At 42.1% G+C, this 26,213-nt stretch carries 28 protein-coding genes and 1 pseudogene; 11 read left to right on the top strand and 18 right to left on the bottom strand.

Annotated features, from left to right (window positions below; all coding sequences use genetic code 11):
- Positions 1 to 54: 54 nt before the first annotated feature.
- Positions 55 to 357 carry a type II toxin-antitoxin system RelE/ParE family toxin gene (locus BscR1v2_RS01090; RefSeq protein WP_078690285.1) on the top strand — a complete coding sequence of 101 codons (303 nt, stop codon included), beginning with the start codon at positions 55 to 57 and terminating at the stop codon, positions 355 to 357.
- Positions 344 to 643 (top strand): addiction module antidote protein, encoded by a 300-nt coding sequence (locus BscR1v2_RS01085; RefSeq protein WP_078689420.1) that lies wholly within the window; start codon positions 344 to 346, stop codon positions 641 to 643. The genes BscR1v2_RS01090 and BscR1v2_RS01085 overlap by 14 nt, the downstream gene beginning before the upstream one ends.
- Before the next feature lie 252 nt (positions 644 to 895).
- On the opposite strand, the pseudogene BscR1v2_RS01080 reads toward BscR1v2_RS01085, so the two are convergent.
- The 7 genes and pseudogenes from BscR1v2_RS01080 to BscR1v2_RS01050 all read right to left on the bottom strand — a co-directional run.
- A pseudogene (locus BscR1v2_RS01080) lies at positions 896 to 1,186 on the bottom strand (Rha family transcriptional regulator); the annotation flags it as partial.
- Positions 1,187 to 1,667: 481 nt separating this feature from the next.
- Positions 1,668 to 1,988: a hypothetical protein gene (locus BscR1v2_RS07940; RefSeq protein WP_236829007.1), complete on the bottom strand. Its 321-nt coding sequence runs from the start codon at positions 1,986 to 1,988 to the stop codon at positions 1,668 to 1,670.
- An 84-nt stretch (positions 1,989 to 2,072) separates the two neighbouring features.
- Positions 2,073 to 3,140, bottom strand: coding sequence for a DUF1376 domain-containing protein (locus BscR1v2_RS01070; protein WP_153301966.1), 1,068 nt, complete (start codon positions 3,138 to 3,140; stop codon positions 2,073 to 2,075).
- The gene (locus BscR1v2_RS01065) at positions 3,130 to 3,456 is read right to left on the bottom strand and encodes a DUF1376 domain-containing protein (protein WP_078689419.1); all 327 of its coding nucleotides are present in this window, start codon (positions 3,454 to 3,456) and stop codon (positions 3,130 to 3,132) included. The genes BscR1v2_RS01070 and BscR1v2_RS01065 overlap by 11 nt, the downstream gene beginning before the upstream one ends.
- Before the next feature lie 2 nt (positions 3,457 to 3,458).
- Complete coding sequence (locus BscR1v2_RS01060) at positions 3,459 to 3,926, bottom strand: crossover junction endodeoxyribonuclease RuvC (RefSeq protein ID WP_078689418.1); 468 nt, start codon at positions 3,924 to 3,926, stop codon at positions 3,459 to 3,461.
- Between the two features lie 4 nt (positions 3,927 to 3,930).
- Entirely contained in the window at positions 3,931 to 4,728 is a 798-nt protein-coding gene (locus BscR1v2_RS01055; RefSeq protein ID WP_194284947.1) for a hypothetical protein, read from the bottom strand.
- A gap of 4 nt (positions 4,729 to 4,732) precedes the next feature.
- Positions 4,733 to 5,035: a hypothetical protein gene (locus BscR1v2_RS01050; RefSeq protein ID WP_078689417.1), complete on the bottom strand. Its 303-nt coding sequence runs from the start codon at positions 5,033 to 5,035 to the stop codon at positions 4,733 to 4,735.
- A gap of 85 nt (positions 5,036 to 5,120) precedes the next feature.
- Here BscR1v2_RS01050 and BscR1v2_RS01045 point away from each other — a divergent pair, with 85 nt between their 5' ends.
- The 8 genes from BscR1v2_RS01045 (at position 5,121) to BscR1v2_RS01010 (ending at position 9,803) form a co-directional block, all read left to right on the top strand.
- On the top strand, positions 5,121 to 5,435 hold the full coding sequence (locus BscR1v2_RS01045; protein ID WP_078689416.1) for a helix-turn-helix domain-containing protein: 315 nt from the start codon (positions 5,121 to 5,123) through the stop codon (positions 5,433 to 5,435).
- A 238-nt stretch (positions 5,436 to 5,673) separates the two neighbouring features.
- Positions 5,674 to 6,033: a hypothetical protein gene (locus BscR1v2_RS01035; protein ID WP_078689414.1), complete on the top strand. Its 360-nt coding sequence runs from the start codon at positions 5,674 to 5,676 to the stop codon at positions 6,031 to 6,033.
- Positions 6,034 to 6,085: 52 nt separating this feature from the next.
- A complete protein-coding gene (locus BscR1v2_RS01030) occupies positions 6,086 to 6,910 on the top strand; it encodes an antA/AntB antirepressor family protein (protein WP_078689413.1) in 825 nt (274 codons plus the stop codon).
- An 82-nt stretch (positions 6,911 to 6,992) separates the two neighbouring features.
- Positions 6,993 to 7,583, top strand: a complete 591-nt coding sequence (locus tag BscR1v2_RS01025) for a RecT family recombinase (RefSeq protein ID WP_236829006.1) — start codon at positions 6,993 to 6,995, stop codon at positions 7,581 to 7,583.
- The gene (locus BscR1v2_RS08165) at positions 7,583 to 7,786 is read left to right on the top strand and encodes a hypothetical protein (RefSeq protein ID WP_236829005.1); all 204 of its coding nucleotides are present in this window, start codon (positions 7,583 to 7,585) and stop codon (positions 7,784 to 7,786) included. Before BscR1v2_RS01025 ends, BscR1v2_RS08165 begins: the two co-directional genes overlap by 1 nt.
- Position 7,787: 1 nt before the next feature.
- Positions 7,788 to 8,396, top strand: a complete 609-nt coding sequence (locus BscR1v2_RS01020) for a lambda exonuclease family protein (protein ID WP_078689412.1) — start codon at positions 7,788 to 7,790, stop codon at positions 8,394 to 8,396.
- 141 nt (positions 8,397 to 8,537) lie between these two features.
- Positions 8,538 to 8,750, top strand: a complete 213-nt coding sequence (locus BscR1v2_RS01015; protein WP_010704032.1) for a hypothetical protein — start codon at positions 8,538 to 8,540, stop codon at positions 8,748 to 8,750.
- A gap of 9 nt (positions 8,751 to 8,759) precedes the next feature.
- Complete coding sequence (locus BscR1v2_RS01010; protein WP_078689411.1) at positions 8,760 to 9,803, top strand: tyrosine-type recombinase/integrase; 1,044 nt, start codon at positions 8,760 to 8,762, stop codon at positions 9,801 to 9,803.
- A 1,823-nt stretch (positions 9,804 to 11,626) separates the two neighbouring features.
- Here BscR1v2_RS01010 and BscR1v2_RS01000 read toward each other — a convergent pair.
- The 5 genes from BscR1v2_RS01000 to BscR1v2_RS00980 all read right to left on the bottom strand — a co-directional run bounded on the left by BscR1v2_RS01000 (position 11,627) and on the right by BscR1v2_RS00980 (position 15,017).
- On the bottom strand, positions 11,627 to 12,385 hold the full coding sequence (locus BscR1v2_RS01000) for a hypothetical protein (protein ID WP_153301965.1): 759 nt from the start codon (positions 12,383 to 12,385) through the stop codon (positions 11,627 to 11,629).
- Between the two features lie 39 nt (positions 12,386 to 12,424).
- A complete protein-coding gene (locus BscR1v2_RS00995; protein ID WP_153301964.1) occupies positions 12,425 to 12,907 on the bottom strand; it encodes a hypothetical protein in 483 nt (160 codons plus the stop codon).
- A gap of 163 nt (positions 12,908 to 13,070) precedes the next feature.
- Positions 13,071 to 13,352: a hypothetical protein gene (locus BscR1v2_RS00990; RefSeq protein ID WP_078689408.1), complete on the bottom strand. Its 282-nt coding sequence runs from the start codon at positions 13,350 to 13,352 to the stop codon at positions 13,071 to 13,073.
- 250 nt (positions 13,353 to 13,602) lie between these two features.
- The gene (locus tag BscR1v2_RS00985) at positions 13,603 to 14,136 is read right to left on the bottom strand and encodes a hypothetical protein (protein WP_153301963.1); all 534 of its coding nucleotides are present in this window, start codon (positions 14,134 to 14,136) and stop codon (positions 13,603 to 13,605) included.
- Complete coding sequence (locus tag BscR1v2_RS00980) at positions 14,121 to 15,017, bottom strand: hypothetical protein (RefSeq protein ID WP_078689406.1); 897 nt, start codon at positions 15,015 to 15,017, stop codon at positions 14,121 to 14,123. The genes BscR1v2_RS00985 and BscR1v2_RS00980 overlap by 16 nt, the downstream gene beginning before the upstream one ends.
- A 2,227-nt stretch (positions 15,018 to 17,244) precedes the next feature.
- On the opposite strand from BscR1v2_RS00980, the gene BscR1v2_RS00970 reads away from it, so the two are divergent.
- A complete protein-coding gene (locus tag BscR1v2_RS00970) occupies positions 17,245 to 17,988 on the top strand; it encodes a creatininase family protein (protein ID WP_078690284.1) in 744 nt (247 codons plus the stop codon).
- A gap of 171 nt (positions 17,989 to 18,159) precedes the next feature.
- Here BscR1v2_RS00970 and BscR1v2_RS00965 read toward each other — a convergent pair whose 3' ends face one another.
- The 6 genes from BscR1v2_RS00965 to BscR1v2_RS00940 form a co-directional block, all read right to left on the bottom strand.
- Positions 18,160 to 18,792, bottom strand: a complete 633-nt coding sequence (locus BscR1v2_RS00965) for a hypothetical protein (RefSeq protein ID WP_153301962.1) — start codon at positions 18,790 to 18,792, stop codon at positions 18,160 to 18,162.
- Entirely contained in the window at positions 18,777 to 19,595 is an 819-nt protein-coding gene (locus tag BscR1v2_RS00960) for a hypothetical protein (protein WP_153301961.1), read from the bottom strand. The genes BscR1v2_RS00965 and BscR1v2_RS00960 overlap by 16 nt, the downstream gene beginning before the upstream one ends.
- 240 nt (positions 19,596 to 19,835) lie before the next feature.
- Positions 19,836 to 22,286, bottom strand: coding sequence for a right-handed parallel beta-helix repeat-containing protein (locus BscR1v2_RS00955; protein WP_153301960.1), 2,451 nt, complete (start codon positions 22,284 to 22,286; stop codon positions 19,836 to 19,838).
- Positions 22,283 to 22,780, bottom strand: a complete 498-nt coding sequence (locus BscR1v2_RS00950) for a right-handed parallel beta-helix repeat-containing protein (RefSeq protein WP_153301959.1) — start codon at positions 22,778 to 22,780, stop codon at positions 22,283 to 22,285. The genes BscR1v2_RS00955 and BscR1v2_RS00950 overlap by 4 nt, the downstream gene beginning before the upstream one ends.
- The gene (locus BscR1v2_RS00945) at positions 22,753 to 23,223 is read right to left on the bottom strand and encodes a right-handed parallel beta-helix repeat-containing protein (protein ID WP_153301958.1); all 471 of its coding nucleotides are present in this window, start codon (positions 23,221 to 23,223) and stop codon (positions 22,753 to 22,755) included. The genes BscR1v2_RS00950 and BscR1v2_RS00945 overlap by 28 nt, the downstream gene beginning before the upstream one ends.
- On the bottom strand, positions 23,220 to 26,213 hold the full coding sequence (locus tag BscR1v2_RS00940) for a right-handed parallel beta-helix repeat-containing protein (RefSeq protein ID WP_078689399.1): 2,994 nt from the start codon (positions 26,211 to 26,213) through the stop codon (positions 23,220 to 23,222). The genes BscR1v2_RS00945 and BscR1v2_RS00940 overlap by 4 nt, the downstream gene beginning before the upstream one ends.

The following is a 26,213-nucleotide window of genomic DNA, read 5'->3' as shown; positions in this document are numbered from 1 at the left end:
CATCAAATAGAAATTATGTTTGACATTGCAACAACTGTATCCTATAAGTTACATATGTTTACAGTGTACAAGACAAAATATTTCATACAGTGGCTAGATTCTTTAAAAGATGAGATTGCACAAGCGCATATTGTAACACGGATAGCAAGGATAGAAACGGGGCTTTTGGGCAATGTAAAATTCTTTCATGGCATTGGGGAATTAAAAATAAATCATGGCCCTGGCTATCGGGTTTATTTTATAAAACAAGGGCAAGAAATTATTCTACTTCTTAATGGTGGTGATAAATCTACCCAACAAAAGGATATCGAAAAAGCCCTGCGAATAGTAAAGGAACTCAAACATGGAAATCACTAAATTTGATACAAGTGAGTATTTCAAAACTCCTGAAGCTCAACAAATTCTTTTACAAGACGCTCTTGAAACTAAAAATAGTCAGTATCTTGCTCATGTTCTTGGGATAATCGCAAAAAACCAAGGAATGAGTAAAATTGCTAAAAACGCTGGGTTATCAAGAGAATCTCTTTATCGCTCTTTAAGCGACAAAGGTGATCCTAAGCTCTCAACATTCCTTAATGTTTTGAGTGCTTTAAATTTACAAATTAGCCTAACACCCACCCAAAATGAAGAACACACATCTTGAGAAAAAGCTTAAACAACACTTTCCCCATTTTTAGGGGAAAGGTATGAGTTATATTTCTTTCAATTAAGCAGCCTTTGCAACAGGGCTTTCTAAAACACGCCTTACTTCTGTTGTAACTGATTTGTAATGTTCAAGCTCGTTTTCGAGATCATTTACATCTGACAGACGTCTTGCAATTACTCCTAAAACTTTACCAATACCTGAGGATGATTTAAATAAATCACGAGAAAATAATTCATGATCGAATCGTAATTGACTTTCGAGTTCCATCCAACGATCAATAATTTTAGCACGTAACACTGTACTATAACCTGAGATTAAAATAAGGCACTCACGTTTGGGAAGATTAAAGCAGTTTTGCGTCTTTTTTTGCTTGTCTAAATAGGTGCCCCCAAATTTGGGGAGACCTCTTTCAGAGTATAATTCTTCAAGCATTTTCTTGATATCACGCATAACATGGTCATGCCTTTTACCACACAATTTTGCAATTTCACGGCTAGACATCGTCAGTGTAGTTTGTGTGTTCTTTACTAAATCGTTCATGATGAACTCCTATGCAGTTAAAGGTTTTTCATTGACACTCAAAAAAGAGCGCCGGGCGCTGAAAAACACGGTGCATAGTCCGTCGTTATGCTTTCCCCGTGAGGGTTTTGTATAGCATAACTACACCCGACAAGATCACTATACGCTACACGCATATAACGAGTCAAAGTCTTTAAAAGTGCGGAAAACTGATTATTTCGGCAATCAATCCGCTATGCACTGAAGGTGTTTTTCAAGCACCTGATTTGCACATAAACGCATTTCCTTAATCTTGTCAAGATTCTTTGCTAAAAGTTGTTTTATAAATTTCATAGCGATTGCCCTAATTTTCGCATCTGTTCTAATTTCCTTAAATTAGCCCCGTACAGAGCGTTTTATGTTTCAGATATGGAATTCATTAAAAAACTTCCAAATCTTTCTCTAAGGTGCCTTTCTGTCGATTTAAATGCATATCTAATCCAAAAATGATCAGCACTTTTCTCTATTTTGCTGTCTCAAATATTTTGCGAAGTTCTTTTTGAAAAGCTTCCAGACGTTCTGACGTTACCAATTTCTCCTGCCTCCTGCTTTCTAACTCGGGCTTTTGAAGATTTTTAAGAATACAACTAGCCCTTGTGCGAATACGGTTTTCAAGTTTTTCACAGTAATGATAAAAATCTGCTGTTGATGGCATAAAGGTCGTGTTTAATCCTTCTGCTTTTCCTTTCAAGGCATCCTTGGTAGCCGTTTGCAATACCCAGCTGCTTATGCCATCAAGAGCGTAGAAATACGCAAGTGATGTTGATTTTTCATCTGATCCCAATTGGCTTTTTAAACCACTTGAAAGGACAAGATACGCCGTCTGGATTTCTTCCTCAGTGGCTTTTTTTCAAGCTTCTTCAAGGCATCATGGACCAATGAGGTAGCTTTCTTCGCTTCTGCAATCGATGGTTTTTGCCCCGTTTTCCAAAGGAACGGCGGTTCTTTCGTCATCCTCGAATAAAAATTTGAAAACATTATCTGAAGTTTTGATATTGGACATGTGCTGTGCAACTCGATAATTCCACCCACGTTGTTGTTTTGTTTGTTCAACGCCTGGTTTTCCATAGCTTTTTCCTTTCTTAAGATCCTCGACAGCCTTTCGTACCCAGTTACGCCATGTTGCTGGCCAATCCGTTTTGGTTGCACCTTGACCAGACTTGCCTTTCCAATAATCCCGAAATTTTGCAATCTCGATTTTAACCCGCTCTGGAGGCAATCCCTCTTGAATGGCAAAATCGTAATCAGGTTCGAAATCCTCAGGAATGCGACATCCCCGTTTATCTCCAGACCGCTTGGTTTTCTTTTCAGTGCTTTTTTGCTGTGAAACGGGTGATTGGTTTTCTGATGAGGGTGTATCGTGATCCAACTGCTGCTCAACAGCATCATCGGTTGTTTCGTCTTGAACCGAAACTTCAGTTGCTAAATTTTCTGAAGCAATTTCTTTTTTTGATAACACGATAGTGTTAGTTTTTTTATATATGTTATTGTTAATGTGTTGTCGTGATGAAGTCATCATGTCATCATCATGACTTTGTGATGACATCATCATGATTTCATCGTGATCTTGTGATGAGTTATCTTTGTGCTTATTTCTTCTAGTATTCGCGGCTTTTATAGCCTTTTCTGAGCGCTTATTTAAATTATCATTGCAGTCTTTTAGCTCTTCTTCAACTTGCTGACTCCATAAACGGCCATCTTCTAAACGGATAATTTTTCCCTTACGCAACAAAAGATCTAGTGTCTTGTTAAGAGCATTTACTGAACAACCAATACGACGCGCTAATGTAGTAATCTCTTCCCAAATTGGTTCTTGTGCTCGATACATGAGAGCAGTGAGTGTCATATAAGTAGCTTTCTCTGCTGCACTTGTACCAGAAAAATCCATGATCCATTCTTCATAGAAATTTCGAACCCAAGGTAATTTAGTTGACATAGCTTTCCCCCTCTCTTTCTGAAGATATATTACTGATATCAAGATCAACTGCTGATGATGTGTACCACAAACGGCCACTCTCTAAACGAATGATATAACCACGGCTCATTAAAGATTCTAATATGTTTCGAAACGTCCACACTGAACAGCTGCACAAACCTGATAAATGAGAAGCATCATTAAAAATAGGTGCGCGCTCATGAAGCATGAGCAAGACCAGTGTTGTATAAACAGCTGTTTCTTTTGGCTTCAAAAGCATAAGCTCAATTAAAAATTGACTAGGATAAAATTTTACCCAGGGTGATTTCGTTGCCATCACTATTTTCCCTCTCTTATTAAATATAAAATTGCCAAAGCATCTGCTTCATTATCATCTTCAGGCTCATGTCCTTTTGCACGCACAGCCTTAATCATTTCTGTTTTTGGGGCATTGCCTCTGCCTGTCATTGCTTTCTTAATCGTAGCAATGGGGATACCTTGATAAGGAATCTGATGGTGTTCACACCAAGAGGTTAAGATTGCTAACAAGCCCCCATAAACATGAGCAGCATCTGTACCAATGTGACAGCGCACTTCTTCAAAATACACTGCGTCAATATGCTCTAGTATCGCTTTGGTTTCTGTAAGCCACTGCTTGAATCTTAAATACCTCATCCCACCGCCTTCAAATCGACGTGTAGAAAAATTTACTGTTCCACTGGCTATCGTGCCGTCTTCAGAAGAAATTGCCCAACCTGTTTTCGTACCTAGATCAAGACAAAGAATGGTTAGTGAATTAAAGTCCATAACATTACTGTCTTATCTGTTGGGCATCACGTTGAGTGGAAGCACTCACATCAACCTCTGCGTCATCGCCAAAATGCTTACCCGAACAGATCTTTTGAACGCCGTAAATATGAACATTGCCAGCAACTTCTGCATCACCGGAAATTTCTGTTGCGCCGTAAACACGTGCATTACCATAAACCAGTGCATTGCCGTGAACATGTGCACCAAAATAAATACATGCACGGCCATAAATTCGAGCATTACCGTTAACATATGAACTGCCGTAAACCTGAGCATCACCGTAAACACGTGCATCGCCACCAATTACTGCATTGAGGTAAACTTGAGCGTTACCATGAATCAGTGCATTGTCTTCAATCCAAGCACTGCCATAAACGCGTGCATTGCCACAAATATCTGCATTGTCAGATACTTCAGCAGAATCATAAACATAAGCATTGCCATGAATATGCGCATTGTCATAAACTACTGCATCGTCATAAACGCGTGCATTACCAGAAACTTTTGCATTGCCGTAAATACGAGCTTTATAATAAACGAGTGCATTATCGTAAACTAAAGCATCACCACGAACTACTGCATCGTTATATACTTGAGCATTATCATAAACCCAACAATCGCCCTCGTGAGAAAGATTTTCTTCTTTCTCTATAAAGCCACCCAAATCACCAGCTTTGACATTACCAAAATCTCTTAACGCTCTAATCTGATACAACGTGCAAGCATATAACCCATTAGAGTCGTAGCGTATAAACAACGTACCCTCTTCTGTAAGCTCGTATTTCTTTGCTATGCTCATGCTCTCATCCGCCTAATGATTGTTGTGCATCGGTTTGCTCATACCCTGCCCCGCTTACTGCACAACCATCTACAAACTCAGGTGATGGGGGGAGATCTTGATTTGTAACGCCGGGGCGTATATTATTTGGATAGTATTTCATAAATGTACGAATGCGCATTTCCGTTTCCGGCCATATGCGTCCACCGTGCCGTAACCGTGAAACTAAACGACCATTTTTTATTGATTTAAAACCAAAAGTGTACGGAGACATTTTGTTATTAGTTAAAAACAACTCTATATCCTTTATAAGGGCAGAATGGCGCATTATGTCTTTTCACACTCCTTCATCACATAACCTAATCTTGTAACGCTCTTATAACGCTATAGCGTAAAAGTGTAAAGGCTTTAAAATGACAAAGATTGAAAAAGATTGGTTTCAACGCTTAATTGAACTAATAAAAAATGACGGACGAACAATGGTCGAGATAAGTAAAGCCGCAGGTTGTGGGCAAAACTATGTACAACAGATGGTGAATGGAGGGAAAAGGCCTTCTGTGGATAAATTGATGGCTATTCTTAATACACTCGGAAATGCAAGCGCTATATATGTAATAACTGGATTCAACATTTCCGAGGAAGATATAAAGTTTATAACTTGGGCTTCATCTGGGGATAAGAAGAAGCTTGAAGCTTTAAACGTTTTATTGACGGAACAGCATAAGTAATATCTTCTACTACCATTAATATTTCTTGTTTTTGTGTCGTAGATAAAGCCTCCCATCTTACAACAATATTAGGTAAAATTACTTCTAAATTTTTAGAATTCTTCATTTTATGTTCCTACATTATTAATTAAAATAACGCTATAGCGATTTTTTAATTGACATAAACGCTAAAGCGTGTTACGTCTATCCCCATAACTTAGAAAGAACCATTTGCCAACGTGAATGAGAGGGGATGAAAATGAATAAACAGCTTTTTGTGAATGCTGATGAGATCTTGTTGATTATATCGACTTATGATGATGATTATTACGCTAAACCTGGACCAGTTGATGAAACTGAAATCATGAACATCGTGGGGCAGATGGAAACCGTTGAAAGCATTCTTCGCATTGATCTTCAGTCAAATCGCTATGATGATATTTCAGAAGACGTTGCTGAACTTTATGTTCAAAAGTACTTAGATGATTATAGCCATTATTATTTTGTAGAGGATGCCCCATATCCTTTTATAGCTCACAGCTGTGCATACAGTGATGTCTTAGACAAAATAAGAGAACGGGAAAATACAAGTCCATTCTACAGTACTTGTTGGCAATAACCCTTTTTTCCCAACACATTTGAAAACTAATCCAAACACTATGAGGTCTGCAATGAAAGCTCCTATCACCATTTGGGAACACACAATTAATCAAGAACCTGTTCAGACAGTCAATGCACGTGAATTACATGCTTTTTTAAAAATAATTTCTCCTTTTAATGATTGGATAGCTTACCGTATTAAAGAGTATGGTTTTTTAGAAAACAAAGACTTTGTGAGTTTTATTCAAATTTTAGTAAAATCAAAACAAAACACTCGTCCAAGCATGGAATATTACCTTACTTTAGAAATGGCAAAAGAACTTGCTATGATTGAGCGTAATGAAAAGGGGAAACAAGCTCGTCAATATTTCATTGAGTGCGAACGAAAAACAAAACAAATGACACCTACTCAAATTGACTATTCTGATCCTCAAGTCATGTTAGGTGTTTTGACATACTTAAAAAATGAAAGTGAACGCAAAGATCATATCATTGCTCAGTTAACCCCAAAGACAGAAAAACTTGAACGTTTAGAACGCTGTGATGATTTGTTTGATATAAATGATGCAGCAGAAAAGTTAGGCATGCGCCTTGAAGATTTAGCGAATTATTTGATCAATCATCGTTGGATTTATTGCCGTACTGATAAAAGTTTGGTGCCTTATTATAGTAAAATCAATGAAGGACTAATGGGGTATATACCAAAAACCATTCAAACCATTAGTGGAAGAAAAAAGAGCGTTCCTAGTGCAAAGATCACATCCAAAGGATTAAAACGTCTGAGTATGATGCTCCAAAAACAGATCCGCACTCAAGAAGAGATTCACGGCTTTGCTAATGCCAAAGTTGCTGACTTTAAAAGAACAGCAACAACCTTTTCTTCTCAATACATCTAAACACCACCCAAAACACACCCTCTTCAACACACGCGTGCTTCACGCCACAGGTGGGGTGTACCCAAAGTTAAGGAAAATAACAATGACATCTTCTCTCGTAGCAACAGTGGCACAAAAATATCAGTTATCAGAACAAGAGTTTCGTGAAGCAATTTTCAAAACTTGTATCAGCTGTGATATCTCTAATGCTGAGTTTTTAGTCTTTATTTATCTTGCCAATGATTATGGATTAAATCCCCTGAGAAAAGAAATATATGCCATCCCTAAAAGAGGGGGCGGTATTATACCGGTTGTCGGTTATAGGGGATGGCTCAAAATTATACATTCACATCCTAACTACAGAAAAATGAAAATTAAAGAAAACTTCGATAAAGAAGGCAATTTGTTTTCTGTTACATGCGCTATGTATTTTAAGAACGATCCAGAGCCATTTGAACTCACAGAATATTTCAAAGAATGTAAGCGAAATACAGAACCTTGGAATCAATGGCCTGTCCGCATGTTGCGTCATAAGGCACTTATACAATGCGCATGCTATGCATTCGGTTTTTCTGGTATTTACGATAAAGACGAAGCTGAACGTATTAATGAGGCTATTTACCTCAGTGAAATTAACTACACCCCCAAAACGATAGGGTTTCTGATGATTTACTTGCGCAAATCAAAAAATTAATGGAACAAACAAAAACAGAAGAGGAAAAAGTACTCTCTTATGCAAAGATCACAAACTTTGCAGAACTGTCTCATGAGACAGGGCAAATTGTTTTAAGGCGTTTAAAAACAAAACAACACTTACAAATGAATGAAGCACAACAAGCTTTACCTTTACCAAAACAACCAAACACACCAATTCAACAAGCTTCAATGGGGATGTGATATGGAACAAAGAACAGCAGAATGGTTTCAAGCTCGTTTAGGTAAAGTCACAGCTTCAAACATTAGCAGCATTATCAATAAAACAGCTAAGGGCTTACCTACAAGTAAATATGAAGAGTACAAATTCCAACTCATTACAGAACGCTTAATGGGCAAAACAGTATCATCTTATGAAACGCCTGCCATGCGATGGGGAAATGAACATGAAGACAGTGCAATTGAAGAATATAGCTTTCTTTACGATACTCCTGTCACACGATGTGGTTTTATTCCTCACCCAACAATTGAAATGGCAGGCGCTAGTCCTGATGGTCTCATTGGAGATGAGGGTCTCATAGAAGTCAAATGCCCTCAACCAATAACGCATACACGTTTTTTGTTAAGTGGTGAAATCAAACCTGAATATATCTTGCAAATGCAATTCCAAATGGCTTGCACAGGACGAAAATGGTGTGATTTTGTTAGCTATCATCCTTGGTTTATAGATGAATCACCTCATTTGTGTATCAAGGTTATACGCATCCCACGCGATGATGAACAGATTGAGCACATTAATAAAGCTGTTGAAGCATTTTTAGCAGAAATAGAACAAGAAATGCAAAACTCTTGATTAAAGCTGCTTAACCCCATAGGGGGCGCTCTTGTATTCTCATCTCCCTCCAAAAGCGTCCCCACCCATTTTCAATCACTCTCTCACACATGCGCACTTTTCACCACAGATGAAGTGCACTCAAAATTAAGGAAATTCAACATGGCTCATCGCCACCCTACTATAACACAGCCAGCCATTGCTCGGGCTTTACGAGAGGCTAAAAAGCAAGGTTGTGAGTTAATTGAAATCAAACCAACTGGTGAGCTCTTAATTTATCTTAAACCTGACATCACCGTACCAAATACAGCTACCCATCCAGACAGATTACTAGATCTCTCAAAGGATGATTTTGATTATGACATTGGTATGTAAGGTCCTGTCATGCCTAAACCGCGGCCTCCTCACCTTGTCAAAGAAATCACGCGCCATGGTAAAACTATATGGTATGTGCGTATTGGCCATGGTCAAAGGCGTAGAGTGCATGGAGTCTATGGTACACAAGAATTTGTCGACGATTATAAAAAAGCACTTTCTGAGTTACAAGGATACAAGCTCCCTAAATCTAAACCTGGTAAACTGGTTGAAGGTAGTTTCATATGGCTTCTAAAACAATATTTTAATAGCCTCACCTGGCATAACCTAGCTCATGCTACGAAAAGACAAAAAGAACTCATTTTAATGAAAGTATCAGATGCCATAGGAGATATTCCGTACAAAGCAATTAAAAAGTCGCATATTATAGCTGGTGTTGAAAGACGCAAGGAAACACCCGCAAATGCTCGGAATTTTCTCAAAGCAGTTAATAGCCTTTTTAAATGGGCAATTGAACAAGGGCTTTTGGAAGATAATCCTGCTGCAGGGGTTAAAAGACCGTCTCTTAAAAACAAGGATGGTTTCCCTGCTTGGATAGAAGAAGATATCAATAAATATTATCAACAATGGCCTCTTGGAACACATGAACGGGTATGGGTTGATGTTCTTCTCTACACAGGCTTACGAAGGGGGGATGTTGTACGCATTGGTTGGAAAGATGTAACGGATAATGTCATTCATTTAAAGACAGAAAAGAGCAAATTTCAGACAGATGTTTTTCTTCCCATTTTACCCGAATTAACGAAAACACTTGAAACGGGTCCTATTGGTGATGAAACATTCATTTGTGGGAAAGGGGGAAAAAAACTTACCAAAGAAGCTTTTGGTAACTTGTTTAGAGATGCTTGTAATGAAGCTGGCGTTAAGAAATCAGCCCATGGTTTGAGAAAATTAGCCGCAACAAGAGCTGCCAATGCAGGGGCTACGGTTGCACAACTTAAGGCAATCTTTGGATGGACAGAAGACCGTATGGCATCACTCTATACAAAGACTGCTGATCGCAAAAGATTGGCTCTGGAATCAATCGAAAAGCTTCAAAAAGGTACGGGATAGAATGCAAAAAAACTTAATAAAATCAATAAGCACAAATTCCCTTACCTTTGCAGTAACCTATTGATTTTATTGATTATAAGCGGGCCGCGTCTGGGCACCATCTGTTTTTTTATCTTTATTTCTCTTTTCATCTTATATACCTAGCTTATATGGCCCGGCAAATACTCCTTCGCCTACAATTGTGAATCGTTATTATTGATACAATTAAAGAAAGCTATGCGTATCTACATATTGTAGCATATCTATCATCATCAAATATCATCTCAGTGTCTCTCTCTTTAATGGGTGGGAACGCTTGCTTGTAATAATAATGAAATAACGCTCCCTATAGAGTTAAGCAGCTTGGATCAAAATTTGTATTTCTTGGTCTAATAATCATATTTTGCACTATTTCTGCTATGAAAAAGTTGTCATAACTTGTTATCCTTAATTTTGAGAGCATCTCATCTATGGAGTGAAACAAGCATGTATTGAAAATGGTTGTTTTTGTTAGTTTTTTTAGGCGTGTTGAGAAAAAGTATTATTGCTGTAACGTTTATAGATTACGTGAGAAAATAGGACTCTATGAAATCAGCGAGGAAGATCTTGTAAAATGATACACGGATTCACACAGAAATTATGAAAGAACAACAAACGTGGCATAAAACAAGATTTTGATTCTTGAATGAAATGGTATGAAGCAACTCTTGCAGAATGAGATAAGTCGATTGAGAAGTTGTTTACTTTAATTGAGCAAAAAACAAAACACTGTATGATCAAAACAAAAATTAGCTTTACAAATTGTAAGGTGCTTAATAACTTGAATTATATAGAGTTAGTGCATTAACCAATAAAAAAGAAGACCTTAGATTATATAGTTTCTCTTACCAAGTTGAAAGTGCTAATCGCTTATCATAGCCAAAAGGGAATATCTTCAGTAAAAAAGTTTCTTCTAGAAAACAATATCAATATGCGTATCTTTTGAGCGTGGCCATGACGCCCAGAAATGAACAGTAAATGTTTCTTCTGGATTAACAATTGAAGTGTGTTCAAGTGTAAAATTGGCGATATTTCTAGAACTAGGCTTACGGCATGTAAGGAAGCTACGACACTACGACAGGTAATTATTAAATCAAAACAAGTACTTCTTGCAGCAGGTACAATGAAAAAATTTAAGGCATACTCTTTATCGGCGTTGGATTTTATCTTTTCTGGACATAAGGAAATATGTTTGGAACTTGTTTTGTTAAAAATGAGGTGTTCATTCGAACCCTGAATTTTCCAATCTACGAAATGGCAAGCATTTTTCACAAATTTGAAAGGACTATTTTTTGATATGCGTATACTCCTTATCATTACATCTTTCTTCGTAAGATTTCCAACACATAACCTCACTGTATTTTCTGAAGTACCTTGATATTCCTGTGGCATAAACTGTGCATTCAATTGGAGATATGGTCCTAAATCCCTGGCTTTTTTATCTTCTGTAAGATAGCAGTTTGTATTTCTGATGCTGTAGTTTGTCTTTGAAAAATTTTAAGTTGTTTGTTAAGACTCCATCGTTGAAAATGTAGTACTATTATTTATCCAATGTAATAAGAATGTAGTGTTATCAATTAGCCAACATAATATTGATCGCATGCTTCCCTCCCATTTTTTTGTATTTAGAATCATTATTGGAAGGTTACTTGTTAAAAACATTTTTTCAATAAAGCTACTCGCTAAATACTCTGTCGTAGTGTGGCATAGTCATATTATCTAAATAAGAGGAATAATCGTGCGTATAGAAAAGAATACGAATTGAAGTTTGTAGGGCAGTTATATTTACTGAAAAAAGAAAGGTCTCAATTAAGATCAGTATGACACATCACAGGAATAACTCCTGTCTTCGTAAACTCTGTTACCGACCCCCCCTCCATCTTCAACACCCCCTTCCTCGCATAGACCCCCATTTCAACCTGTGAAATCATCACCATATTCAACGTCACATCTCCACCCATCGCATACACCCCATAGCTATCCCCACTATCCTTTCCCGTAATCTCCACACCCATCAAACTCGCACTCTTCACCCCATCTCCCACCATCACCCCATAACTCGCAAAATCTGTTACCGACCCCTGATTCATTATCAACGTCCCCTTTTCCGCATACACCCCCGTTTTAACCCTTGAAATATTCACCATATTCAACATCACATCACCCCCCATCATCATCACCCCCGTACCCTTTCCATCTCCCGTAATCGTTGTCCCCATCAAACTCGCACTCTTCACCTCACTCCCCACCATCACCCCCGTTCCCGTAAACTCTGTTACCGACCCCTCAAGAATCTTCAACATCCCCTTCTCCACCCTCACCCCCGTTTTAACCTTTAAAATATTCACCATATTCAACATCACATCACCCCCCATCATCATCACCCCCGTACCCTTTCCATCTCCCGTAATCGTTGTCCCCATCAAACTCGCACTCTCCACCCCCTCCCCCACCATCACCCCATATTCCGTAAACCCTTTCACCGACCCCCCAGTCATCTTCAACACCCCCTTCTTCGCATAGACCCCCGTTGCGAACCTTGAAATATCCACCCCTCCACTCAAAACGTCACATCCCCCACCGCATATATCCCCGTGCCCTGACTATTTCCCATTCCCTGAATCGACCCCCCCACCATAGTAGCACTCCCCCCCCGCCACCCTAAGCCCCATCGTAGTTCCCATAATCGTCACATTCCCCATCACCTCTAACACCCCACCCGACACATCAGCCCCAATACTCCCACTTCCTGTAATCGTCATATTCATCACCTCTCCCCTCCCCTTCCCCTGCATTATCACCCCGGTGCTATTCCCATTTGCTAAACTAATCGTCGCCCCTCCTGCTCCCCCACTTACATTAGCCTTTCCATTCCCCATAAACACTATCTCCCCTCCATTAACCTTCACCCCATCATTCAACGTTACAGTCCCCCCATTACTCACCCCAATCACATAATCTCCCCTAACCCCAATCTTCCCCTGTGTCACAATAACAGAAGACTTTGAATCCTTAACCAATATCCCCTTATTCACATTTTGAATATCAACATTCCCCGCCAACGTCAGCACCCCTCCACTTTCCACCTGAATCGCCGGACCAGTATTACGCTTACTCTTATCCGTAATCTTCAGCTTACCTACTATCGTAATCTCAGCCCTCCCCCATGCACCTTCACAGCAGGCGCATTACTAGGATGCGTGCTCATATCTATAGTTCGATCACCATTCAGCTCCCCACTACTACCACCTATACCCCAGTACCCCTCTCATACTTCCCATACCCCTTCCCATACTCCCCCTCATACCTCCCATCCCCATCACACTCGATCCGCTTATTTGGATTATCACCCCTAGGATCATCAGGATCCCCACTAGCACTAGTATTAGTAAACCCATTACAATTCAGTGATTTGGCATACACTTTTGTTTGAGCTGTAATAAGAGCAAGACCCGCCAGAACAGCTGTCGAGAGAACACACAAACAAACATGATGTTTTAACACACAACGCATAACCATAAACCCATACATCCTCTTTAAATCACCCTGATTAAAAGAGACAAAATCTTCTTAAAAAAAAGAAAAAACAAAAATGAAAACACACATGAATGGCTTGATCCCCAAATCAAACGCCCCCAGAAAGCCTTCTACAAAAAATCATCAAAACAAAACAAAATGCTCTCTAAACACGATCCTAAACACAGACCCAAAACAAAAAAATAAACCTACAAAACATAAAAGGGAAAATAAACACACCTGAACCATAAACGATAAATCAAACTTATAAACAACTCGCACTCTTCACCGAACTCCCCACAATCACCCCATACCCACCTCCACTTGCTAAACTAATCGTCAACCCCCCCTTTATCTCCAACACCCCCTTCTCCACCCTCACCCCCGTTGCGAACCCTGAAATATCCACCCCTCCACTCAACGTCACATTCCCTCCCACCGCATATATCCCCGTGCCCTGACTATTTCCCATTCCCGTAATCGACCCCTCAGTCATCTTAAACGTCCCCCCCTTCACATACACCCCCGTTGCGAACCTTGAAACCTCCACCCCTCCACTCAACGTCACATTCCCCGAGCTCTCCACAATCACCCCATAACTCCCAGTCCCACCTCCCTGAATCGACCCCCCCATCATAGTAGCACTCCCCCCCGTCACACTAAGCCCCACCGTAGTTCCCTGAATCGACCCCTTTATCACCTCCAACGTCCCCTTTGTCACCCTCGCCCCCACTCCAACCCTTGAAATATTCACCATATTCAACATCAACGTCCCCTCCCCCATCATCTCAGCCCCCACACCCGTACCCCCCCTCCCTGAATCGTCATATTCATCACAGTAGCATTAGCTCCCCCCGTCCCCTGCATTATCACCCCGGTGCTATTCCCACTTGCTAAATTAATCGTCGCCCCTCCTGCTCCCCCACTTACATTAGCCGTCCCCTTATCTCCCATAAACACTATCCCCGTCTTGACATTACTAAAACTCGTACCCACCAACGTCACAGTCCCCCCACCCTGACCCACCACTATCTCCCCTCCATTAACCTTCACCCCATCAATCAACGTCACAGTCCCCCCATTCTTCACCCCAATCACATAATCTCCCCTAACCCCTATCGATCCTTTAAGTACCGTAACAGAAGACCCCTTACCATCAGCCAATATCCCCTTATTCACATTTTGAATATCAACATTCCCCGCCAACGTCAGCACCCCTCCACTTTCCACCTGAATCGCCGGACCAGTACTCTTACTATTCTTATCCGTAATCTTCAGCTTACCTACTATCGTAATATCTGCCTTATTGTACACCTTCACAGCAGGCGCATTACTAGGATCCGCACCCATATCTATATCTCGATCACCATTCAGCTCCCCACTACTACCACCTATACCACCCATCACCCTCTGATACTGCCCCCCAATACTCACCCTCCCATACTTCTTCTCATACCTCCCATCCCCATCACACTCGATTTTCCCAGTTTTACTATCACCACTAGGATCACCAGGCTCCCCACTAGCCCTATCATTAGCAATCCCATTACAATTCAGTGATTTGGCATACACTTTTGTTTGAGCTGTAATAAGAGCAAGACCCGCCAGAACAGCTGTCGAGAGAACACACAAACAAACATGATGTTTTAACACACAACGCATAACCATAAACCCATACATCCTCTTTAAATCACCCTGATTAAAAGAGACAAAATCTTCTTAAAAAAAAAGAAAAAACAAAAATGAAAACACACATGAATGGCTTGATCCCCAAATCAAACGCCCCCAGAAAGCCTTCTACAAAAAACATCAAAACAAAACAAAATGCTCTCTAAACACGATCCTAAACACAGACCCAAAATAAAAAAATAAACCTACAAAACATAAAAGGGAAAATAAACACACCTAAACCATAAACGATAAATCAAACTTATAAACAAATAGGGTATGTGTTCAAAAACTAACTACCGCCAAATATTACTAAGCTCACTAAACTCAATCATACACTGGAGAAAGCATAATTCAGTTACCTGCACGCATTTATAAAACCCCACAATGACTTGCATACTATCTTACCAACACCAACCATTCATTCTTCAAACGCTCTAAACAGATCTTCGACTGTGCTGAAATAATTCAACCATATACACACTATGCAAAAGCTTGATGTGTTGTTTCCTTCTCCCATGCTTCCTCTATAGATATAAACTATAAACTTCGTTGATCAGTGGATACTGCTGTAGGAACTAGCAAAAGCTTTATACGCTTTGTAAAAACTTCTACTTCAACTAAAATTGTTTTAAGGCTATTGCCCATTCTTCTATTATTGGCAATACAAAAAACGCCGGCTACAATACTATGCTCTCTACCAAAATAATTACAAATTATCACCTTAACCGATACCACAAATGTAATGACACAAAGTATTCCACTAACCACGCAATTTCTTAAATACTCATGGATCTTCAACATCTTGTGTATTTCCCTGCAGTAATAGAAAAACTGCTGAATTTTGACTGCTAATATATTATCGATAATGGAGAAACAACATTTTTACCATTAGCTCATTACTTGAAATGAAAATAAAGCTTTTGATCTCTTAGCCTCTGTTCAAAAGAATATAATATTTATACACCCATTATATTGATGGCCAAGGATTGGGAGATACTCTTTCTGGGTTATTTTCACTCTGCATTCAAATTCCATCATCACCATTTGATGCAAATATCAATCACTCTGGAAAATAAAATACTAACTAACTCCAATGCTGTTAAACAAACTAGAATAAATAAAATTTTAAAAAGTTTGGCTTGCTATATTTGGCATCATTCTCGAAAAATACGCTCGACAACTCATTTATTTGCCTAGAGAGCATTTGCGTGGTATGATTGATAACGAAAAGCGTGGAGATTACATCTTGAATGTTTTATCTAGGGGTTATTTAATTCAAACGAACAAACTATATGAGAGAAATGAAATTACAAAAAATAATTACTTATACAAACTGGGGGAAGTGAACAACCCTTTCCCTCAACAAGCCGACCTAACAACTTTAAAATTATATCCCCATTTTTCGCCAGTTTGTTTTACAAACAGTCTGCAAAAATGAGTAATCCCTCTTCGATTTTTAGGGCTTGCCCCCTCCTACTGCGTGGAAACAGAAACGGAACGTTTCATTCTGTTTTTTTAATTGCTAACCAACAAAAAAGTTAGAGAAAATATCGGAGAAAATTTTATTTTTAATTGCTTAGAAAGCGGTCACAGTTTCTTTTGGAAAATTAAAGAAAGCTATTCGGTTTTTCTAGTGGATTTTGTGACGTTTTTTTGATGTAAAAATGTCAAAACAACATACACATATGTAGCTAATAGCGTGTACATACATAATACAAATCCCTACCTTGTTTGTAAAAGTAATAAAACAAACAAAATAAAGCATTAATGCCAATTTATTTGCAAATTTTTATGTTTTCGCTATACTTATTTATTAATTTTTATAGCAAGTCATCTTTTAAATTTATTGACAACGGTTGCGAGTTTTATATTTCTTTAAAAGTAATTCGTGTACCTCACATTTATTATTTTGGATCTACAAATTGCGCAACTTACTTTAATCAAGCAATGTAAATTTTTTGGAACATCAATAATAAGACGTTTGATACATTCATCTGCTTACAATTTTATTTTGTGCTAACCTTAATTAATCATCATATTGATATAATATCAGGATTATCGTGTATGCATTAATCGGTGGATATAGTGACTAAATTAATATCATAATAAGATCTTGATCAAAACCGAGTAAGCAATTTGCCTTTCTTGCACATATGAATTAAAATCTTTTAAAAAATAACTCCATCATACTGGATGCATTTTGCAAATTTATTTACTCCTATTTGATAATGAATTTATGATATCTGATACATTTTCTCTCGCTCTTTTACCTTTAGGTGCTCATGAATATCACGGAAATCACCTTCCCTTTGAAACTGATTGGATCATTGCTGAAGCTTTTGCAAAAGCACTCATTTTACAAATAAAAGGGCAATTTCATATTAAACTATTACCTGTAGAAAAGATTGGTTATTCTATAGAACATATGGATGTTCCCGGCACACAAACACTCACCTTTTCTGATGCTATAGAACGCTGGATTAATATCGGTGAGAGATGCCACCGTAAAGGTATCAAGCGTTTTCTCTTCCTAAATGCTCATGGAGGCAATTCACCTTTAATAAGCATTGTCATTACTGAATTACGAAAACGATTTTCAATGCTTGCAGTAGCAACAAGCTGGAATCGTTTTGGTTTACCGGAAGGCTTAATAGAGCCATCTGAGCATCACCTTGATATTCATGGAGGATTTATTGAAACTTCCTTAATGCTCTATTTAGCCCCAGAAAAAGTACAGATGGAACAGGCAGAAAATTTTTATAACAAACAAGCTGATATGATTGCTAATTATCAGTATTTGCGTGCCTATGGACCTCATGCCTTTGGGTGGACAATGCGTGATCTTAACCCACGAGGAGCAGCAGGAAATGCAAGTAAAGCAACATCCAAAGCAGGTGCAGCAATTTTTTCTCATGTTCTTTGCGGGCTTCGTGATTTACTTTATGATATCAATCAATTTAAAATAAGTACATTACAATGATTGGGTATAAAAAGACACACTATACATTATAAAGTAGAGTATTCTCTGGTGTTTTTGTAATTGGTAGAATAATGCATCAGCGTTTATGCAAACGCATGAAGTAGCTATTTTCCTATTACTTTTGCTGTTCTATTTCACAAAATTAAAACAGCCATTCTATAAAATGGCCATCTAAAAAACAACATTGGAAGTTCTAATATTATATTGTAACACTTTACCATAAAATATATATGACACCCGTATTTTTAGTAAGACACCCTTTGAAATCTCCACCTCACTCAACTTCACATCTCCATCCCCCACCCTCACCCCATAACTCCCTGCCCCATTTCCCGTAATCGACCCCTCAGTCATCTTAAACACCCCCTTCTTCACATACACCCCCGTTTCAAACCTTGAAACCTCCACATTCATCAACGTCACCGTCCCCGAAGTATCCACCTTCACCCCATAACTCCCAACACCCCCACTTCCCTGAATCGACCCCCCCATCATAGTAGCACTCCCCGACCCCGTCACCTTAAGCCCCGTACCATTACGCCCCGTAACCATAATCATCGCCTCTCCCATCACCTTCAACACCCCATCCCCCGACACCTCAGCCCCCACCGTAGTTCCCTCAATCTTCCCCCCCATCACATTAGCACTCCCCCCCTCCACCTTAAGCCCCATCGTAGTTCCACTAATCATCGCCTCTCCCATCACTGTCAACGTCCCCTTTGTCACCCTCGCCCCCGTCTCAACCTGTGAAATATTCACCATATTCAACATCAACGTCCCCTCCCCCATCATCTCAGCCCCCACACCCGTACCCCCCTTCCCTGAATCGTCATATTCATCACAGTAGCATTAGCCCTCCCCTTCCCCTGCATTATCACTCCCGTACCCCCATTTGCTAAATTAATCTTCGCCCCTACCCCCATCACATTAGCTTCCCCCGTCGAACCCTTAAACACTATCCCTTGCCGCACCCCTGTAAAATTCGTACCCATCAACGTCACAGTCCCCCCATTACTCACCCCAATCACATAATCTCCCCTAACCCCTATCGATCCTTTAAGTACCGTAACAGAAGACCCCTTACCATCAGCCACTATCCCCTTATTCACATTTTGAATATCAACCTCTCCCGCCAACGTCAGCACCCCTCCACTTTCCACCTGAATCGCCGGACCAGTACTCTTACTATTCTTATCCTTAACCGTCAGCTTACCTACTATCGTAATATCTGCCTTATTGTACACCTTCACAGCAGGCTTAAGATCCTTACCCATATCTATATCTCGATTACCACTCAGCTCCCCATTACTACCACCTATACCACCCGTCACCCTCTGATACCTCTTCCCCCTCATATTCCCCCTCCCATACCCCCCCTCATACCTCCCACTCCCATCACACTCGATTTTCCCAGTTTCACTATCACCCCTAGGATCATCAGGCTCCCCACTAGCCCTATCATTAACAAACCCATTACAATTCAGTGATTTGGCATACACTTTTGTTTGAGCCGTAATAAGAGCAAGACCCGCCAGAACAGCTGTCGAGAGAACACACAAACAAACATGATGTTTTAACACACAACGCATAACCATAAACCCACACATCCTCTTTAAATCACCCTGATTAAAAGAGACAAAATCTTCTTAAAAAAAAGAAAAAACAAAAATGAAAACACACATGAATGGCTTGATCCCCAAATCAAACGCCCCCAGAAAGCCTTCTACAAAAAATCATCAAAACAAAACAAGATGTTCTCTAAACACGATCCTAAACACAGACCCAAAACAAAAAAATAAGCCTATAAAAAACATAGGGAAAATAAACACACCTAAACCATAACAACATCACACACCCCTTGCTTTATCCTGCCCGTCGATTTTAATGCCTATTCCCTTAATATCCGCAGTGTTTAAAACCCTTTTACCCTTTTTGTCTACAACGCTATCTGCCTCAACCTTTAAGAAAGTAGCATCGGAATTACTACCCCTATACTTCATAGACAAATTATTTAACAAAACACTCCCCTGCTTGAGCAAAACACCGTGCTCTCTTTCAAACTCTATCGATCCTCCCACCATACTGACATTCCCCTTTACGATAGTCATACCCTCTGCAACCTCTTTCAAAGTAGTATCAACCATCAACAGCTGTCCATACCCCATCTTTATCCCCGTACCTTTATGACCAGACCCTGTAATATGGACATCATTTAATACAGCATACCCCTGATCAAAATAAATACCGTAGTCTCCCTTAAAACTAATGGATCCCTTACCCATCACCAGAAACCCATTCCCCATCACATAAGCCCCCGTTTTAACCCCCTCAATATTCACCCCCTTCATCATGACTTTTGCTGAGTGACTCACCTCCACCCCTGCCCCTGCCCCTACACCTTCAACTGTATCTTCAACTGTATTTGCAACTGTATCTTCAACTGCAACTGCAACTGTACCTTTATTCTCTTGTCTTGTAATTTTGAAACCACTTAAAAAAGCATTCCCCCCTGAAACACTGATACCATACCTTCCACTAAAGGTAACCGATCCTCCCACCATGTGCACAATCCCTTTTGAAATAGTCATACCCTTTGCAACATCTCTCAAGGTAGTACCAGTCAACCGCACTGCTCCCTGTGTCATATACAGCCCTGTACCCTGATTGTTTCCTTCAACAACCACCTTTTCTAAGAGAACCTTCCCTCCCCCCACATAGACCCCCGTACCACTTCCTGTAATCCTCGTCTCTATCAACTTAGCCATCATTTTTCCTCCCACCATCACCCCATACCCATTCGTAAACTCAATCCTCGTCTCCTTCTCCACTGCCAACGTCCCACTCCCTGTCATAGCTACCCCTGTTCGTACATTTGAAATCTTTACTCCCCCACTCAACGTCACCGTCAGCTGACTTCCCTCAGCACTCACCCCCGTTTGTACCCCTGAAATATCCACCCCCTCCAACGTCACTATCCCACCCCCCACTGCATAGACCCCCACACTCACCCCATTATTCCTACCCCTCTCACTTCCAGTTCCCACAATCCTTGTTTTTGTCAAATAAGTACTCACCAATCCTTCAACCTTCACCCCATACTCACCCATAAAACTAATCTCTGTTGTCCCCCTAATCATCAGGCTCTTTCCTCCCCTCGCATAGACCCCTTTCCCAACCTTTGAAATCTTCACATCCGTCAAATCAACCTTCACATTTTCCTTCCCCCCCGCATACACCCCGTACCCATTATCCTCTCCCTTAATCGTCACATCATTCAAGTTAACACTCTTCACCAATTTCTCCACATAAACGCCCCATCCACTCTCTTTAAAGTCAATGGTTGTTCCCTTTTCTATTATCAACGTCCCCTTTTCCGCATACACCCCCGTTTTAACCTTTGAAATCCCCACCTTATCCAACATCATCTTTCCCGAGCTCTCCATTATGACCCCCACTCCCTTATCCTGTCCCGTAATCGTTGTCCCCTTCAACTCAGCCGTCACCTCACCCCCCACCATCACCCCATATCCACCCATAAACTCAATCCTCGAGTTCTCCCTAATCATCAAACTTTTACCCCCCATCATTCTCACCCCCATTTCAACCTTTGAAATCTCCACCTTCTCCAACGATATCGTCAAGTTCGTCCCCCCCATCCCATAGACCCCCATACCCTTTCCACTTCTCCCTCCTATAATCTTCATCTCTTTCAATTTAGCCGTCACATCACCCCCCACCATCACCCCGTACCCACCCCCAATTGCTAAACTAATCCTCGTCACATTCTCCATCGTCAACGTCCCTTTCCCCAACATCGTCACCCCTATTTCAACCGCGTCAAACGTCACCTTTTCTAAGAGAACCTTCCCTCCCCCCGCATAGACCCCCGTACTCCCCTTTCCACTTCCCGTAATCGTCACATCATTCAACTCAGCCATCGCCGTATTCCCCAGATAGACCCCAACCCCATAATTCCCCGTAAAATCAACTGACCCTCTCTTCATCGTCAAGCTCTTCCCTCCCTTCACATACACCCCCATTGCCACCCCTTCAATCTCCACCTTATCCAACGTCATCTCCAACGTCTCACCCCCCACCGCATATATCCCCTTTCCTTTTCCATCTCCCTTAATCTTCGTCTCCGTCAAATTAACCGTCACCGTATCTCTCACATAGACCCCATAATCCCCCATAAACTCAATCCTCGAGTTCTCCCTAATCATCAAACTTTTACCCCCCATCATTCTCACCCCCATTTCAACCTTTGAAATCTCCACCTTCTCCAACGATATCGTCAACTCCCCATTCCCCGCCCTCCCACCGCATACACCCCCGTACCCTTATTCTGTCCCGTAATCGTTGTCCCCTTCAAACTCGCTTTTGTCACCAAACTCCCCAGATAGACCCCAACCCCATTATTGCCCGTAAAATCAACTGATCCCTTCGTTATCGTCAACGTTTCTCTTCCCTCAACCCTCACCCCCGTTCCAACCTTTGAAATCCTCACATCCTCCAACGCCACCGTCCCATTCCCCGTCCCCTTCGTATATACCCCCACATAGACCCCCATACTCCCAACTCCCTCTCCCTTAATTGTCACATCATTCAAGTTAACACTCTCCACCTTTCCCCACACCCCTACCCCAATCCCATTCTCCTTAAACTCAATCGTCGAGTTCCCCCTAATCGTCAAACTCTTACCTTCCTTCTCCATATAGACCCCCATTTCAACCCCTTTTATCTCCACCTTATCCAACGTCATCGTCAAGTTCGTCCCCCCCTTCGCATACACCCCGTACCCTTCCCTTTTCCATTCCCCCTAATCCTCATCCCCTTCAAACTCGCATTTGTCACCAAACTCCCCAGATAGACCCCAACCCCATTATTGCCCGTAAAATCAACTGATCCCTTCGTTATCGTCAACGTTTCTCTTCCCTCAACCCTCACCCCCGTTCCAACCTTTGAAATCCTCACATCCTCCAACGCCACCGTCCCATTCCCCGTCCCCTTCGTATATACCCCCACATAGACCCCCATACTCCCAACTCCCCCACCCGTAATCACCGTCTGCGTCAAACTAACACTCTTCACCTCTCCCCACACCCCTACCCCAATCCCATTCTCCTTAAACTCAATCGTCGAGTTCCCCCTAATCGTCAAACTCTTACCTTCCTTCTCCATATAGACCCCCATTTCAACCTTTGAAATCTCCACCTTCTCCAACGATATCGTCAACTCCCCATTCCCCGCCCTCCCACCGCATACACCCCCGTACCCTTCCCTTTTCCATTCCCCCTAATCACCGTCCCCGTCAAACTCGCACTCTTCACCCCACTTCCCATATACACCCCATAATCCCCCATAAACTCAATCTTCGTCCCATCCTTCACCGTCAACCACCCACTTGACATAGCTATCCCCATTTGCACCTTTTTTATCTCCCCTCCACTGACCATCACATTCCCCCCCATCGCATGTATCCCCGTTCCCGTTCCTTTTCCATTCCCCTCAATCATCACCCTCACCAAATCAGCTTTTGTCACCTTGTCCCCCATATACACCCCATAATCCCCCATAAAACTAATCGTCGAGCTTCCACTAATCATCAGACTCTCCCCCTTCATCATAGCTACCCCCGTTTGTACCTCTTTTATCGACCCCCCAGTAATCGTCAGACTTTTACCCCCCATCACCCTCACTCCCGTTCCAACCCTTGAAATCGTCACCCCCTCCAACCTCATCGCCATCCCCGTCCCCCTCTCTGCATACACCCCCTGACCACTTCCCCCTCCCGTAATCCTCGTCCCCATCAAACTCGCACTCTTCACCCCATCCCCCATATACACCCCATACTCACCCATAAACTCAATCTTCGTCCCATCCTTCACCGTCAACCACCCACTTGACATAGCTACCCCCGTTTGTACCTCTTTGATCGACCCCCCAGTAATCGTCAGACTTTTACCCCCCATCATTCTCACCCCCGTTCCAACCCCTGAAATCGTCACATTCTCCAACATCATCGTCAAGTTCGTCCCCCTCTCTGCATACACCCCCTGACCACTTCCCCCTCCCCTAATCACCGTCCCCGTCAAACTCGCACTCTTCACCCCATCCCCCATATACACCCCATACTCACCCATAAAACTAATCGTCGACCCTCCCTCCATCTTAAACACCCCCTTCTTCGCATACACCCCCACTCCAACCTTTGAAATCCTCACATCCTTCAACGTCACATCCCCCACCGCATGTATCCCATACCCACTTCCCCCTCCCATAATCGTTGTCCCCTTCAAACTCGCACTCTTCACCCCACTTCCCATATACACCCCATAATCCCCCATAAACTCAATCTTCGTCCCATCCTTCACCGTCAACCACCCACTTGACATAGCTACCCCCGTTTGTACCTCTTTTATCGACCCCCCACTAATCATCAAACTTTTACCCCGCCCCATCACTACCCCCGTTTGTACCTTTAAAATATTCACCATATTCAACGTCACATTCCCTCCCACCGCATACACCCCCGTACCCTTTCCATCTCCCGTAATCGTTGTCCCCATCAAACTCGCACTTTCCACCCCATCCCCCACAATCACCCCATAACTCGCAAAATCTGTTACAGACCCCTGATTCATTATCAACTTCCCCCTCTCCACTTTTACCCCCGTTCCAACCCTTGAAACCTTCACCCCATCCAACGATATCGTCATCCCCGCCCCTCCCATCGCATACACCCCATAGCTATCCCCACTATCCTTTCCCGTAATCTCCACACCCATCAAACTCGCACTCTTCACCCCATCCCCCACCATCACCCCCGTTCCCGTAAAATCTGTTACAGACCCCTGATTCATTATCAACGTCCCCTTCTCCACCTCCACCCCCACTCCAACCTTTGAAATCGTCACCATATTCAACGTCACATTCCCCGAGCTCTCCACAATCACCCCATAACTCCCACTTCCCCCTCCCGTAATCGTTGTCCCCGTCAAACTCGCACTCTCCACCTCCTCCCCCACCATCACCCCCGTTCCCGTAAACTCTGTTACCGACCCCCCCTCCATCTTCAACACCCCCTTCCTCGCATAGACCCCCATTTCAACCTGTGAAATCATCACCATATTCAACGTCACATCACCCCCCATCATCATCACCCCCGTACCCTTATTCTGTCCCGTAATCGTCACCCTTGTCAAATCAGCTTTTGTCACCCCATCCCCCACCATCACCCCCGTTCCCGTAAAATCTGTTACCGACCCCCCAGTCATCTTAAACGTCCCCTTCTTCGCATACACCCCCGTCTCAACCTGTGAAATATTCACCATATTCAACGTCACCTTTTTCCCTTCCATATACACCCCCGTACCCTTTCCCCCTCCCGTAATCGTCACATCCATCAAAGTAGCACTCTCCACCTCCTCCCCCACCATCACCCCCGTTCCCGCAAAATCTGTTACCGACCCCTCAGTCATCTTAAACGTCCCCCCCATCACCCTCACCCCCGTTTGTACCTTTAAAATATTCACCATATTCAACGTCACATCTCCACCCATCGCATACACCCCATAGCTATCCCCACTATCCTTTCCCGTAATCGACCCCCCAGTCATCTTAAACGTCCCCCCCTTCACATACACCCCCATCTTAAACCTTGAAATCTCCACCTCACTCAACGTCACATTCCCCGAGCTCTCCACAATCACCCCATAACTCCCTCCACTTCCCCCTCCCTGAATCGACCCCCCCATCATAGTAGCCTTCCCCGACCCCGTCACTCTAAGCCCCATCGTAGTTCCCACAATCGTCGCCCTCCCATTCACCTCTAACACCCCACTTCCCGACACCTCAGCCCCCACCGTAGTTCCCTGAATCGACCCCTTTGTCACCTCCAACGTCCCCTTTGTCACCCTCGCCCCCACTCCAACCCTTGAAATATTCACCATATTCAACATCAACGTCCCCTCCCCCATCATCTCAGCCCCCACACCCGTACCCTTTCCATCTCCCGTAATCGTCATATTCATCACAGTAGCATTAGCCCTCCCCTTCCCCTGCATTATCACCCCGGTGCTATTCCCACTTGCTAAATTAATCTTCGCCCCTACCCCCATCACATTAGCTTCCCCCGTCGAACCCTTAAACACTATCCCTTGCCGCACCCCTGTAAAATTCGTACCCATCAACGTCACCTCTCCCCCATCCTTCACCCCAATCAC

The sequence above is a fragment of the Bartonella schoenbuchensis R1 genome, from assembly GCF_002022685.1.
Taxonomy (GTDB): Bacteria; Pseudomonadota; Alphaproteobacteria; order Rhizobiales; family Rhizobiaceae; genus Bartonella; species Bartonella schoenbuchensis.
This window is presented reverse-complemented; position numbering and strand designations above follow the sequence as displayed.